9 protein-coding genes are annotated in these 13,819 nt (G+C 71.1%); 6 read left to right on the top strand and 3 right to left on the bottom strand.

Annotated elements, in window-relative coordinates:
• The first annotated feature begins 473 nt into the window (after positions 1-473).
• From SOM08_RS14175 to SOM08_RS14165, 3 genes are all read left to right on the top strand, one after another.
• Positions 474-1,766, top strand: coding sequence for a collagen-like triple helix repeat-containing protein (locus SOM08_RS14175; RefSeq protein WP_322469150.1), 1,293 nt, complete (start codon positions 474-476; stop codon positions 1,764-1,766).
• A 12-nt stretch (positions 1,767-1,778) separates the two neighbouring features.
• Positions 1,779-3,473 (top strand): ShlB/FhaC/HecB family hemolysin secretion/activation protein, encoded by a 1,695-nt coding sequence (locus SOM08_RS14170; RefSeq protein ID WP_322469149.1) that lies wholly within the window; start codon positions 1,779-1,781, stop codon positions 3,471-3,473.
• Positions 3,474-3,551: 78 nt separating this feature from the next.
• Positions 3,552-3,869, top strand: a complete 318-nt coding sequence (locus tag SOM08_RS14165) for a hypothetical protein (protein ID WP_116957248.1) — start codon at positions 3,552-3,554, stop codon at positions 3,867-3,869.
• On the opposite strand, the gene ligA is transcribed toward SOM08_RS14165, so the two are convergent.
• Genes ligA through smc form a run of 3 tightly spaced genes read right to left on the bottom strand, consistent with a single transcriptional unit; the run spans position 3,859 to position 10,653 of the window.
• On the bottom strand, positions 3,859-5,958 hold the full coding sequence (gene ligA, locus SOM08_RS14160; RefSeq protein ID WP_322469148.1) for an NAD-dependent DNA ligase LigA: 2,100 nt from the start codon (positions 5,956-5,958) through the stop codon (positions 3,859-3,861). The genes SOM08_RS14165 and ligA overlap by 11 nt on opposite strands.
• A 5-nt stretch (positions 5,959-5,963) precedes the next feature.
• Positions 5,964-7,121 (bottom strand): cell division protein ZipA C-terminal FtsZ-binding domain-containing protein, encoded by a 1,158-nt coding sequence (locus tag SOM08_RS14155; protein WP_322469147.1) that lies wholly within the window; start codon positions 7,119-7,121, stop codon positions 5,964-5,966.
• A 13-nt stretch (positions 7,122-7,134) separates the two neighbouring features.
• Positions 7,135-10,653 carry a chromosome segregation protein SMC gene (gene smc / locus SOM08_RS14150; protein ID WP_322469146.1) on the bottom strand — a complete coding sequence of 1,173 codons (3,519 nt, stop codon included), beginning with the start codon at positions 10,651-10,653 and terminating at the stop codon, positions 7,135-7,137.
• A gap of 233 nt (positions 10,654-10,886) precedes the next feature.
• Here smc and SOM08_RS14145 point away from each other — a divergent pair, with 233 nt between their 5' ends.
• The 3 genes from SOM08_RS14145 to dapD are packed head-to-tail and all read left to right on the top strand — an operon-like array spanning position 10,887 to position 13,813.
• Entirely contained in the window at positions 10,887-11,648 is a 762-nt protein-coding gene (locus SOM08_RS14145; protein ID WP_116957244.1) for an MHYT domain-containing protein, read from the top strand.
• A 51-nt stretch (positions 11,649-11,699) separates the two neighbouring features.
• On the top strand, positions 11,700-12,920 hold the full coding sequence (gene dapC, locus SOM08_RS14140; RefSeq protein ID WP_322469145.1) for a succinyldiaminopimelate transaminase: 1,221 nt from the start codon (positions 11,700-11,702) through the stop codon (positions 12,918-12,920).
• Between the two features lie 59 nt (positions 12,921-12,979).
• A complete protein-coding gene (dapD, locus tag SOM08_RS14135; RefSeq protein WP_116957242.1) occupies positions 12,980-13,813 on the top strand; it encodes a 2,3,4,5-tetrahydropyridine-2,6-dicarboxylate N-succinyltransferase in 834 nt (277 codons plus the stop codon).
• Positions 13,814-13,819 lie beyond the last annotated feature (6 nt).

Here is a 13,819-nt window from a genome sequence, read left to right as displayed (position 1 = left end):
TGGGCCGAGGCCCGCCGGGTGTGTGGAATTGCGCAATTCGTCGGCCTATCCGAATCAATGACCGGCAGCATGCCAATTATTTAAATCCAAGCCATCCATTGGAATTTCAGGACGGAAGGATTTCATTCTCAACAAGGAATCCAGTTTCCCCTGCACCGAAAGGTTTCGACAGCCCATATTTCATCATCAATTGGAGAAAAATCCCCCTCCAACGGCCCCCGTCCTTCTGGGCCGGGGCCCGGCTAGACTGCACCCCGGGAGTCGGCGATAGCGAAAGACCGGTCTGACCGGGGTGCATTGAATTCCGCGAGACGCCAGCAATTAATTGAGCCGCAAGGGCCACCGATGAAGCCTTGGGACTCCCCGGGTTTTGGCCCGAGCCATGTGCAAGCGTTCCATTTCTTCTCCAGGAGGATTCCATGAGCAGGACTCAACAAGGTTCACGTTTCCCATCCCGCGCCGGGCTGACCGCATTGACCGTCGCATTGCTGGCCTTGGGGGGCTGTTCGGGCACCGGCTCGCTCAATTCGGCGGGCAGTGGCGGCGGCGTGGCCTCCGGCGGCGTGGCCTCCGGCGGCGGGGGCTCGGGCGGCGGGTCGGACACCCCGGCCAGCGCCACCTCGCCATTGGCCGGGGTGGTCCGCGAGCAAGGCAACACCATAACCGACGCCGGGCGGGCCGTCTCGGGCCTGGGCGGCCCGCTGTCCGGCGCGCTGGCGCCCGTGGTCGGCAATGCCTCCGCCCAAGGCGTCGATGGCGTTGTCGCCCACACCGGTGGCGCGGTGGGCGCGCTGGGCGGCGCCCTGTCCAATGGCCTCGGCCAGCTGGGCACCGTGGACAACCCGCTCGGCATCACGGCCGCGGGCGTCGGCGGTGCCGTGGGCCAGACGGGCCAAGCGGTGTCCAGCGCGGGCGACGCGGTGCGCGGCCTGGGCCAGAACCCAGCCACCGCCGCCCTGAGTCCCCTGAGCGACCCCGCGAGCCAGCGGGTGGACCGGGCGGGCCAGTTGGTGCGCCGCGCGGGCCAGGGCATAGAAACGCAGACGACCCGTGGCTCAGCAGGTCAGTTGCTGGAGCGCACCACCCCCGCGCTGGAAGGCGCGGCGAACACCGCCGTGAGCGCCACCCAGGCCGTGGGCCAGGGCACGGGTCTGGGCGCGGCACTGGGCGATGGCGTGCTCAACCCGGCCACCCGCGTGCTGAGCGAACGGAACGCGCAACTGCCCTTGTCGCCGGAGGGAAACAGCATCCTCGGCAACACCACGCGCACCGCGGGCCACGTGGGCCAGGCGGTGGACGATCCTTCGGCGCCCGGCGACAACCCGGTCGAGCGGGTGGGCAGTGGCGTCAGCACACTCATCGTGCCCATCACCGCCGCCGCCAGCGGCCTGGCGGGCCGCGTGAACGACAGCACCGACCTCGACACGCCCATTGGCAACCTGGTGGTGGACGTGGGCGATGCGACGCAGTCACTCGGCACCGGTTTGCAGGGCGACGGCTCGCAGCCCCTGACGAACAGCCTGGGCCAGGTGGTCACCCCCACCGGCGATCTGGTGAGCGGCCTGGGCACGGCCCTGGGCGGCACCAGCGGCACAGGTGGCGTGCTGGCACCGGTGACGAACACGGTGACCACCCTCACAGGCGGAACCGGTGGTGTGCTGGCGCCGGTGACCAACACCGTGGGCAGCCTCACGGGCAGCACGGGAGGCACCGGCGGTGCGCTGGCGCCTGTGCTCAACACCGTGGGTGGCCTGCTCGGTCGCTGAGGCAGACGCCGCATGCCCCGGCCACACGCCCGACGGCTTCTGCTGGCCTGGCTGACGGGGTGGGCCGCCACGGGCGCGGGCGCGCAGAGCGCCGCGCCCCTGGGCAACCCCCTCGACAGCTTGCCGCGCCCGCAACGGCCCACGCCGCCGGACGCGGAGGTGCGGATCGACGTCAAGCCCCCGGCCCCGCCGGGCGCCGACATCCTGAACCGCGGACTGACGCCGCGCCGCTTCAGCATCGAAGGCGTCCGGTCCCTGCCCTTCGACGAGGTGGCCGCGCTGTTCGCGCCGCTGGCCGGGCAGCCCATCACCGTGGCGCAACTGATCGAAACCAGCCAACGCGCCACGGCCATTTATCAGCGGCGCGGCTACGCGCTGTCGTTCTTTTTCGTGCCGGCGCAGGACTTCCGCGACGGCGTGGTGCGCGTGGTGGCGGTGGAAGGCCACGTGCAGGACGTGCGCCTCGAAGGCGACGCGGGCCGCGCCGAGCCCAAGCTGCGCGAGATCGCCGAGCGGCTGCGCGCCGACAAGCCCCTGCGCCGCGAGACCTTCGAGCGCGTCACCGAGCTGCTGGGCCGCCTGCCCGGCATCACGCTGCAAGCCGAGGTGCGCCTGCCCACCAGCACCGACGGCGCGAGCACGCTCACGCTCAAGGTGCGGCGCAAGCCCTACGACCTGGCCGTGGGCCTGGAGGCGCGCCAACCGCACCCGCGCGCGGTGCTCACGGGCTCGGTGAACGACCTGCTGGCCCCGGGCAGCCAGATCGGTGCGTCCACGCTGGTGTCATCGGCCCGCCACGACCACTACAACGCCCTGCACTACCTGCAGTTCGTCGGCGGCCAGGGCTGGTCCCTCAAGGGCACGCTGTCGCGCTACCGCGGCGACCCGAACGAACAGCTCGGCATCGAAGGGCCCTTGCCGCGCGAGACCCGCGTGCGGCGCGCCGAGATCGGCGCGAGCTACCCGCTGCGGCTGTCGCGCAGTGCCAGCCTCACGATCGGCCTCGGCCTGTACGGCGTGGACACGCAGGACACCACGAGCAACCCCGCCAATGGGGCCTACCTCACCGACGATTCGCGCGTGCGCGTGCTGCAAGGGCAGATGGCCTATGCGAGCCAGCTGCCCGAGCGCAGCCGCCAGGCCAGCCTCACGCTGTCGCACGGCCTCAAGGGCCTGGGCGCGCGCGCCGGCCTGCTCAGCAACCTGCCCGGCCTGTCGGGCCCCAGCCCGGTCGAGCTGGGCTTCACGCGGCTGCAGGCCGAGGCCTCGCAGGCCAACCGCTTCGCCAATGGCTTCGGCACGGTGGTGTCCCTGGCGCTGCAAGCCAGCGCGGACCCGCTGCCCAGCAGCGAAAAAACCTCGTTCGGCGGTGGCCGCTTCGGGCGCGGCTACGCCAGCGGCGAAGCGGTGGGCGATTCGGGCTGGGGCCTGGGCCTGGAGCTCAACAAGGCCTTCACCATGGACGGCGCCTGGCTGCGGCAATGGCAGCCCTACCTGCTGTGGGAGGCCGCGCGCGTCTATGCCGACCAGGGCACGCCCCTGCCGCAGACGCTGCGTTCGGTGAGCCTGGGCCTGCGCCTGAGCGACCACCAGCGCTACAGCGTGGACATCAGCGCGTCCAAGCCCACGGGCGACACACCGCTGGACAACACCCGCAAGCGCTGGCGCGCCGGCCTCACGCTGAGCTGGCGCCTGGCGGGCCCCTGAAGCGCCGAGGACCGCCGCGGCTTGACGCGGGCGGCGCCATGGGCGAAGGTCCGCCGATCGACCCCACGGAACGACGCCATGAAGTCCCTGCTCCCTGCCCTTGCCCTCGCGCTGCCGGCGCTCGCCCATGCCCAGGGCGCCGCCATCTTCAAAGACGCCGACCTCGCGCTGGGCGAAAAACTCCTGGCCGACAACCAATGCGCCCAATGCCATATGAAGCAGGTGGGCGGCGACGGCAGCGCCATCTACCGCCCCCAGGGCCGCATCAACAACGCCGCCCTGTTGCGCGGCATGGTGGAGAACTGCAGCACGCGGCTGAACCTGCAGCTGTTTCCCGAAGAGGTCACGGCCATCGCGGCGGTGCTCAACCGGGACCACTACCGGTTCAAGCCGTAGGCGGCTCCTGCGCCGGCGTGGCCAGCAGTGCCAGCATCGCCGCCTCGTCGATCACCGCCACGCCCAGCTCGCGGGCCTTGTCCAGCTTGCTGCCGGCTTCTTCGCCCGCCACCACATAGTCGGTCTTCTTGCTCACCGAGCCGGCCACCTTGGCGCCGGCCGCCTCGAGCATGGCCTTGGCGTCCTCGCGCTTGAGCGTGGGAAAGCTGCCCGTGAGCACGAAGGTCTTGCCCAGCAGGGGCTGCGGGGTGTTGTGCTCGCCCTCGTTCTCGGGCCAGTGCACGCCGGCCGCGCGCAGCTGTTCCACCACCTCGCGGTTGTGCGGCTGCTCGAAGAAGGTGCGGATGCTCTGCGCCACCACCGGGCCCACGTCGTTGACCTGCAGCAGCTCGTCCACGCTGGCGTCCATGATGCGGTCCAGCCCGCCGAAGTGGCGCGCGAGGTCCTTGGCCGTGGCCTCGCCCACGTGGCGGATGCCCAGGCCGAACAGCAGGCGCGGCAGCGTGGTCTCGCGGCGCTTGTTCAAGGCGTCCAGCACGTTCTGCGCCGACTTTTCGGCCATGCGCTCGAGGCCCGCGAGCGCGGCGAGGCCGAGTTTGTACAGGTCCGGCAGGGTCTTGATGAGCCCGCTGTCCACCAGTTGCTCGACCAGCTTGTCGCCCAGGCCCTCGATGTCGACCGCGCGGCGCTGCGCGTAGTGCAGGATGGCCTGCTTGCGCTGGGCGGCGCAGAACAGGCCGCCGGTGCAGCGGTGGTCGGCCTCGCCCTCCTCGCGCACGGCCAGGCTGCCGCAGACGGGGCAGTGGCTGGGCATGGTGAACACCGGCGGGTCGCCCTCGCGCTTGTCCAGCAGCACCGACACCACCTCGGGGATCACGTCGCCCGCGCGGCGCACGATGACCGTGTCGCCCACGCGCACGTCCTTGCGACGCGCCTCCATTTCGTTGTGCAGGGTGGCGTTGGTGACGGTGACGCCGCCCACGAACACCGGCGCGAGCTTGGCCACGGGCGTGAGCTTGCCGGTGCGGCCCACCTGCACGTCGATGGCCTGCACCGTGGTGAGCTGCTCCTGCGCCGGGTACTTGTGCGCCACGGCCCAGCGCGGCTCGCGGGTCACGAAGCCCAGGCGCTTCTGCGTCTCCAGGCTGTTGACCTTGTAGACCACGCCGTCGATGTCGTAGGGCAGCGCGTCGCGCTGCTCGCCGATGCGCCGGTGGAAAGCCACCAGCTCGTCGGCGCCGCGGCACACGGCCGTCTGCTCGGCCACGGGGAAGCCCCAGGCCTTCAGGCGCATGAGCCAGTCGTACTGGCTGGCGGGCGGGTGCCGATCGCCGAGTACCTCGCCCCAGGAATAGGCGAAGAAGCTCAGGGGCCGCTCGCGCGCGATGCGCGAGTCGAGCTGGCGCACGGCGCCGGCGGCGGCGTTGCGCGGGTTCACGAAGGTTTTTTCGCCCTTGGCACCCTGGGCGATCTTCTCGCGCTGGCGCTCGTTCAGGGCCTCGAACTGGTCGCGGCGCATGTAGACCTCGCCGCGCACCTCCAGCACCTCGGGCACGCCGTCGGGGAGCTTCAAGGGAATCTGCTTGATGGTGCGCACGTTGTGCGTCACGTCCTCGCCGGTCTCGCCGTCGCCGCGCGTGGCGGCGCGCACCAGCACGCCGCGCTCGTAGCGAAGGCTCATGGCCAGACCGTCGAACTTGAGTTCGGCCAGGTACTCCACGGGCGGATCGGACTCGGCCAGGCCCAGCTCGCGGCGCACGCGCGCGTCGAAGGCGGCGGCGCCGCTGGCCTCGGTGTCGGTCTCGGTGCGGATGCTGAGCATGGGCACCGCGTGGCGCACGGGCGCCAGTTCCTTCAGCACGGCACCGCCCACCCGCTGCGTGGGCGAGTCGGGCGTCAGCAGTTCGGGGTGCCGCGCCTCGATCGCCTGCAGCTCCTGAAACAGGCGGTCGTACTCGGCGTCGGGGATCTTGGGCGCGTCCAGCGTGTAGTAGAGGTGGGCGTGGTGGTGCAGCAGCGCGCGCAGCTCGGCGGCCCGCTCGGCGGCCGACGCGGGGGGCGTCGACTCGGCAAACATATCGGCGGTCATGGGGACTATGAGAACAAGCGGCGCGCCTGCGGCGAGCCGGCGGCAAGGTCGCGTTCGTCGAGCGCGTCGTACAGGCCTTCCAGGTCCGAGCCGATCTGGTCCATGGCCTCGGCCGGCAGCGGCGCGCCGGTGTCGTCGGTGACCACGCCGTCCATGGCCTCGGCCAGGGCCTGGGCGGCCTGGCGCAGGCGCGCGAAGGGCAACTCGCCCCGCGCCACATGCGTGACCTCCAGCGAGAGCGTGATCTCGCGCAGCGCACTCTGCTCGGGGTCGTCGGCCATGGCGGCCTGGGAGTCGTAGGCCAGGGCCAGCAGCGGCGGCTGGCCCGGCTGGCTGGCCGGCAGCACCATGCGACCGGGCAGCGTGCCCGCCACGAAGCCCAGGCGCCCCGCGTGCTGCGAGACATAGCCCGGGCTCCAGGCCGCGCGGCGCGCGCGCAGGGTGAAGCCGAGCTGGGCGTCGTGGCCGCTGGCGAAGGCGTCGAGCTCGCGCGCGCGCGCCACCTCGGCCCGCATGTCGGGGAAGTCGGGGCTGGCGCCCACGGCGTCGGCGAAGGCCTGGGCCTTCACCACGAACTCGGAGAACTCGATGTCGTTGAGCGGGCCGGCGCGGTTGGCCAGCTGCACACCGGCCTGCAGCGCCCGGTAGCGCTGGTGCGGCCGCGCCACCTCCCATTCGCCACTCTGCGTATTGAGGCCTTCCACCGCGAAGGGCTTGCTGCCCACGCGCCGCGTGGCGGGCAGCGCCGCCAGCACGGCCTCGCCCGACACCTCGTGCTCCAGCGCCAGCGGCGCGATGACGTCGATCAGCGCGTCCAGCGCGGGGCCGGGGCGGCGCTCGGGCAGCGGGGCCAGGGTGGGCTCGATCGGCCCCTCGTCACCGGTGCCGGTGCCGGCGGCCTCGCCGCCCAGGCCCTCGCGCGGCGCCTCGGCCGGCGCCGCCTCACGCTCGCCGTCCGGCACGGCGTCGCCGAAACCCGGCTCGCGCCGCTCCGCCAGCGGGTCGCCCGGGGGCCCCACGGCGGGTTCGAGCGCCTCGCCCGGCGCCAGGCGCTCGCGCGCCGTGCGCGGCGCGCTCTGGCGCGTGATCCAGGCGTTGTAGGCCACCACCGCCGCCAGCACCAGGCCGCCGACGATGACCAGTCCGATCTGCAGGCTGCTCATGGCACGGGGCTCCTCAAGTGGCTTCCATCATCCCGGCGGCCGACTCCATGTCCACCGCCACGATGCGCGAGACACCCTGCTCCTGCATGGTCACGCCGATGAGCTGCTGGGCCATCTCCATCGCGATCTTGTTGTGGCTGATGAAGAGGAACTGCGTCTCCTTGGCCATGGCGCTCACCAGCTTGGCGTAGCGCTCGGTGTTGGCGTCGTCCAGCGGTGCGTCCACCTCGTCGAGCAGGCAGAACGGCGCGGGGTTGAGCTGGAAGATGGCGAACACCAGGGCAATGGCGGTGAGCGCTTTCTCGCCGCCGGACAGCAGGTGGATGGTCTGGTTCTTCTTGCCGGGCGGCTGGGCCATCACTTGCACGCCGGCGTCCAGGATCTCCTCGCCGGTCATCATGAGTTTGGCGTTGCCGCCGCCGAACAGCTCGGGGAACATGCGGCCGAAGTGCGCGTTGACGGTCTCGAAGGTGGAGCCCAGCAGTTCGCGCGTTTCGTTGTCGATCTTCTTGATCGCGTCTTCCAGCGTGGTGATGGCTTCGTTCAGGTCGGCGGTCTGCGCGTCCAGGAAGGTCTTGCGCTCGCGCGCGGCGGTGAGTTCGTCCAGCGCGGCCAGGTTGACCGCGCCCAGGGCCTGGATGTCGCGGTGCAGGCGGTCGATTTCGCCCTGCAGGCCGGCCAGGCGCACATTGCCTTCGGTGATGCTTTGCGCGATGGCCGCGCGGTCGGCCTCGGCCTCGTCGAGCATCTGGCTGTACTGCTCCACGCCCAGGCGCGCGGCCTGCTCCTTGAGCTGGAAGTCGGTGATGCGGCTGCGCAGCGGCTCCAGCTCGCGCTCCAACTGCAGGCGGCGCTCGTCGCTGGCGCGCAGCTTCATGGTGAGGTCGTCGTACTGGCTGCGCAGCGCGGCCAGGGCCTGTTCGCGCTCGGTCTTGGCGGCCAGCGCGGACTGCAGGCCGGCCTGCGCGGCGGCGTCGGTCAGGCGCGAGAGCTCGTCCTGCGCGCGCCGCTGCTCGTCGGCCAGCGACTGTTCCTGCTGGCCGGCGGTGTCGATGGAGCGCTGCAGCTCGGCCTGGCGCGCCTGCAGGCTGCGCAGCGAGAAGGTGGCCTCCTGCGCCTGGCGCTCCAGCGCGCGCTGCTGCTCGCGCGCGTGGCTGAGCTTGCGCTCGGCCTCGATCACGGCGTCGTCGAGCTGGGCGTGGCGCTCCTGGCTGTCGGCCAGTTGCATGTCCAGTTCCTCGAAGCGCGCCTCGGCGGTCACGCGGCGCTCCTGCAGGGCTTCGAGCTGGGCGTCGACCTCGGCGAGGTCGGCGTTGATCTGCTCGCTGCGCGCGCGCGTCTGCTCGGCCTGCTGGGTCAGGCGCATCGCCTCCACCTGCAGCTCGTGCGAGCGGCTCTGCGCCTCGGCGGCCTCGCGGCGCGCCACCACCAGGCGCTGCGAGGCGTCGGTGAAGGCGGCGTCGGCGCGCACCAGGGCCGAGCGCGCCTGCTCGGCGATCAGGGCCTGGGCCTTGAGCTGCTTGTCCAGGTTCTCGATCTCCTGCGCGCGCGCCAGCAGGCCGGCCTGCTCGTTGTCGGGCGCATAGAAGCTCACGCTGTGGGCGCTGACGGCGTGGCCGCTGGCGACATAGAGGGTCTCGCCGGGCTGCAACTGGCCGCGCTGGGCCAGGGCCTCGTCCAGCGTGGCGGCGCTGTAGCAGCCGCGCAGCCAGTCGCCCAGCAGCGCCTGCTGGGCGGCGTCGTTCAGGCGCAGCCAGCTGGCCAGGGGCTTGAGCGCGCCGTTGCCCTCGTTCGTGGCGCCGGCCGGCGGCGGCTGGTAGAAGGCCAGCCGGGTGGGCGGCGCGTCGCTGGCGAAGGCGCGCACCATCTCCAGGCGCGACACCTCCAGCGCGCCCAGGCGCTCGCGCAGGGCGGCCTCCAGGGCGTTCTCCCAGCCCGCCTCCACGTGGATGCGGCTCCACAGCCCCTGCAGGCCGTCGAGCCCGTGCTTGCTCAGCCAGGGCTTGAGCTTGCCGTCGGTGCGCACCTTTTCCTGCAAGGCCTTCAGGGCCTCCAGGCGCGCGCTCAGGTCGGCCTGTTTCGCGGATTCGGCGTTCACCGCCGCCTGCGCCTGGCGGCGCGCGTCGTCGAGCTGGGGCACGCTGTCCTGCAGCTCGTGCAGGCGGGCGTCGGTTTCCTCGGCCAGGGCCTGGGCCGTGGCCATGGCCTGCTGGGCCGCGCTGACGCGCGCCTCGTCGGGCGCGGCCAGGGCGTTCCTGTCGGCGGCCAGGCGCTCGCGGCGCTGGCTCAAGCCGCGCGTCTGTTCTTCGATGCTGCGCTGCTCGGCCGCCAGCACCTGGATCTGCTGCTGCACCTGGTTGACCGCCGTGCGCTGCTCGGCGGAACGGGCCTGGGCGGCGCGCAGCGCGTCGTCCAGCGCGGGCAGCGCGCCGGCCTGCTCCTCGCCCTGGGCGGCCAGCACCACGGACTGCTCTTCGGCACCGACGATGTTCTCGGCCAGTTGCTCCAGCTCCACGGCGGCGTCCTGGCTGCGCGTGGACCAGGAGGCGATCTGCTCCTTCAGCTGCGCCAGGCGCTGCTCCACGCGCTGGCGGCCTTCCACCACGAAGCGGATCTCGGCCTCCAGCTTGCCGACCTCGGCACTGGCCTCGTAGAGCTTGCCCTGCGCCTGGTTCACCTGGTCGCCCGCCGCGTAGTGGGCCTGGCGAATGGTCTCCAGCTCGCTTTCCACGCGGCGCAGGTCGGCGGTGCGCGACTCCAGGTCGGTCGCGGCCTGGGCGGCGTCCTTCTGCACGCGGGCCTGCTCGGCCTCGGCGTCGGCGCGCTTGAGGAACCACAGCTGGTGCTGCTTGAGCGTGGCGCTGGCGTTCAGCGCGTGGTACTGGGCCGCCACCTCGGCCTGCTTCTCCAGCTTGTCGAGGTTGGCGTTGAGTTCGCGCAGGATGTCTTCCACCCGCGTCAGGTTCTCGCGCGTATCGGCCAGGCGGTGCGCGGTCTCGCGGCGGCGCTCCTTGTACTTGGAGACACCCGCGGCCTCCTCCAGGAACAGGCGCAGCTCCTCGGGCTTGCTCTCGATGATGCGGCTGATGGTGCCCTGGCCGATGATGGCGTAGGCGCGCGGACCCAGGCCCGTGCCCAGGAACACGTCCTGCACGTCGCGCCGGCGCACGGGCTGGTTGTTGATGTAGTAGCTGCTGGTGCCGTCGCGCGTCAGCACGCGCTTGACGGCGATCTCGGTGAACTGGCCCCATTGGCCGCCAGCGCGGTGGTCGCTGTTGTCGAACACCAGCTCCACGCTGGCGCGGCTGGCCTGCTTGCGGCTGGTGGTGCCGTTGAAGATCACGTCCTGCATGGACTCGCCACGCAGCTCGGAGGCCTTGGATTCGCCCAGCACCCAGCGCACCGCGTCCATGATGTTGGACTTGCCGCAGCCGTTGGGGCCCACCACGCCCACGAGTTGGCCGGGCAGCATGAAGTTGGTGGGTTCGGCGAAGGACTTGAAGCCGGAAAGCTTGATGGAATTGAGGCGCACGGCGGTCCGGGTGAGGCGGCGTTGGCGGGAGGCGGCGGTCCGGCGGGCGGACCATCGCGGGATGATACCTGCGGGGCTATTGGGGCCCTGAACGGCGGCGGGGTGCGGTTTTTAACGGGACGTTTTAACGCCCTCCGCCTGGAGATCCGGGTAACAGCTTGTTTCACTGGAAGCATGCCAACAGAATCGTTGGCACCCTTTCTGAGAACCAAGTCATCACTTTTCGCCCGCCCATGAACACCATCGTCAACACCGCCTGGGACCCCAGCCTCATCGCCCTGTCGTTCGCCTTCGCCGTCATCGGCTCCTTCGTGGCCCTGAGCGCCGCCACGCGCCTGCGCGACCGCCGCGGCGCCCTGGACTGGAACAGCGTGTTCACCGTGGGCATCGCCCTGGGTGGCGTGGGCGTGTGGTCCATGCACTTCATCGGCATGCTGGCCCTGCAAATGGACGTGGGCAGCAGCTACTCCATGCTGGAAACCATCACCTCGCTGGTGGCCGCGGTCCTGGCCACGGCCGGCTCGGTGGCCTTCGCCGCGCGCCGGCCCGAGAGCTTCACGCGGCTGCTGAGCGCCGGTTTCCTGCTGGGCATGAGCGTGGTCGTCATGCACTACCTGGGCATGTTCGGCCTGAAGATCTACGGCTTTATTTCCTGGGACATGGCCCTGGTGGCCACGTCCATGCTGATCGCCGTGGTGGCCGCCACCGCCGCGCTCTGGCTGGCCTTCAACAGCAAGACCCTGGCGCGCCGCCTGGCGGCCTCGGTGGTGATGGGCATCGCCGTCTGCGCCATGCACTACACCGGCATGGCCGCCGCCGAGTTCGTCTGCACCACCAGCGAACGCGCCGCCATCCCGCAGGGCGCGGGCTTCATCTCGGCCTTTCGCCTGCCGCTGCTGGTGATCGCCACCACGGTGATGCTCACGGTGCTGCTGTCGCTGGACCAGATCTACCAGCACCTGCGCGGGCGCACCCTGCGCGCGCAGCGCGCCTGAGGGCCGGGGACGGCCCGGGGGTATGCCCCGCACCCCCGATAATCCCCGGCCATGAACCCCCTGCTCCAGCGGCTGCAGCCCTACCCCTTCGAGCGGCTGCGCCAGCTCTTCGCGGGCATCACGCCCTCGCCCGCCCACCGCCCCATCAGCCTGGGCATCGGCGAACCCAAGCACGCCGCCCCCGACTTCCTCAAGCGCGCCCTGGCCGACGCGCTGGACGAGGGCCTGTCCAACTACCCCGCCACCGCCGGCACCCCGGCGCTGCGCGAGGCCTGCGCCGGCTGGGTGCAGCGCCGCTATGGCGTGGCGCTGGACCCGGCCACACAGCTGCTGCCCGTCAACGGCTCGCGCGAGGCGCTGTTCGCCTTCGCCCAGGTGGTGGTCGACCCCACCCGGCCCGGCGCCACGGTGCTCTGCCCCAATCCCTTCTACCAAATCTACGAAGGCGCGACCCTGCTCGCGGGCGCGCAGCCGCACTACGTGCCCAGCGTGGCCGAGCGCAACTTCGCGGTGGACTGGGACAGCGTGCCCGATGAGGTCTGGGCCCGCACCCAGCTCATCTTCGTCTGCTCGCCCGGCAACCCGGCCGGCGCGGTCATGCCGCTGGACGAGTGGCGCCGCCTGTTCGAGCTCAGCGACCGCCATGGCTTCGTCATCGCCTCCGACGAGTGCTACAGCGAGATCTACTTCCGCGACGAGGCGCCGCTGGGCGGCCTGCAGGCCGCCGCGCAGCTGGGCCGCAGCGACTTCCGCCGCCTGATCGCCTTCACCAGCCTGTCCAAGCGCAGCAACGTGCCGGGGCTGCGCAGCGGCTTCGTGGCGGGCGACGCCGCGCTCATCAAGCCCTTCCTGCTCTACCGCACCTACCACGGTGGCGCCATGAGCCCGGTGGTGCAGGCCGCCAGCATCGCCGCCTGGAACGACGAGGCGCATGTGGTGGAGAACCGCCGCCTGTACCGCGAGAAGTTCGCCCAGGTCACCCCGCTGCTGGCCGAGGTGCTGGACGTGGCGCTGCCAGACGCGTCCTTCTACCTGTGGGCCGGGGTGCCCCAGCGCTTCGCCTCGCACACCCCGGGCCTGGGCGCCGACGAGGCCTTCGCCCGCGAGCTGCTCGCTCAATACAATGTGACCGCCCTGCCCGGCAGCTACCTCGCGCGCACCGTGCAAGGCGACAACCCCGGCGCCGGCCGGGTGCGCCTGGCCCTGGTGGCCGGCGTCGACGAATGCCTCGAGGCCGCGCAACGCATCGTCGCCTTTTGCCGCGGCGGCTGATGCCGCCGGCCCCGGCCCCCCGCTTTCCTTGAAACCCTGAACCTCAACGCAGCACTTCCATGAGCCAACAACTGCAAGCCATCATCGACACCGCCTGGGACAACCGCGCCACGCTCTCGCCGTCGGCCGCGCCAAAGGAGGTGAGCGATGCGGTCGAGCACGTGATCGCCGAACTCAACAAGGGCCGCCTGCGCGTGGCCACGCGCCAGGGCGTGGGCCAGTGGACGGTGAACCAGTGGATCAAGAAAGCCGTGCTGCTGTCCTTCCGCCTGAAGGACAACGAGATCATGCGCGCCGGCGACCTGGGCTTCTTCGACAAGGTGCAGACCAAGTTCGCCCACCTGAGCGAAGACGAAATGAAGGCCACCGGCGTGCGCGTGGTGCCACCGGCCGTGGCCCGCCGCGGCAGTTTCATCGCCAAGGGCGCGATCCTCATGCCCAGCTACGTGAACATCGGCGCCTATGTGGACGAAGGCACCATGGTCGACACCTGGGCCACCGTGGGCAGCTGCGCCCAGGTCGGCAAGAACGTGCACCTCTCCGGCGGCGTGGGCCTGGGCGGCGTGCTCGAGCCCCTGCAGGCCAACCCGACCATCATCGAGGACAACTGCTTCATCGGCGCGCGCTCCGAAGTCGTGGAAGGCGTCATCGTCGAAGAGAACTCGGTGCTGGGCATGGGCGTGTACATCGGCCAGAGCACGCCCATCTTCAAGCGCGACACCGGCGAAATCCTGTACGGCCGCGTGCCCGCCGGCAGCGTGGTCATCAGCGGCGGCCTGCCCAAGCAGACCGCCGACGGCAAGGCCTACACCACCTACGCGGCGGTCATCGTCAAGACGGTGGATGCGCAGACCCGCGCCAAGACCAGCCTGAACGACCTGTTGCGCGACTGAATTCGA

This window comes from Hydrogenophaga sp. SNF1, from assembly GCF_034421675.1.
Lineage (GTDB): Bacteria > Pseudomonadota > Gammaproteobacteria > Burkholderiales > Burkholderiaceae_C > Hydrogenophaga > Hydrogenophaga borbori.
Note: the sequence above shows the minus strand (reverse complement) of the source record. Positions and strands in the feature narration are given on the sequence as shown.

Coding starts and splice junctions, on each gene's coding strand:
- ligA (WP_322469148.1), bottom strand. CDS start 5,958: ATGACCGCCGATATGTTTGCCGAGTCGACGCCCCCCGCGTCGGCCGCC.
- SOM08_RS14170 (WP_322469149.1), top strand. CDS start 1,779: ATGCCCCGGCCACACGCCCGACGGCTTCTGCTGGCCTGGCTGACGGGG.
- SOM08_RS14165 (WP_116957248.1), top strand. CDS start 3,552: ATGAAGTCCCTGCTCCCTGCCCTTGCCCTCGCGCTGCCGGCGCTCGCC.
- dapD (WP_116957242.1), top strand. CDS start 12,980: ATGAGCCAACAACTGCAAGCCATCATCGACACCGCCTGGGACAACCGC.
- dapC (WP_322469145.1), top strand. CDS start 11,700: ATGAACCCCCTGCTCCAGCGGCTGCAGCCCTACCCCTTCGAGCGGCTG.
- SOM08_RS14145 (WP_116957244.1), top strand. CDS start 10,887: ATGAACACCATCGTCAACACCGCCTGGGACCCCAGCCTCATCGCCCTG.
- SOM08_RS14155 (WP_322469147.1), bottom strand. CDS start 7,121: ATGAGCAGCCTGCAGATCGGACTGGTCATCGTCGGCGGCCTGGTGCTG.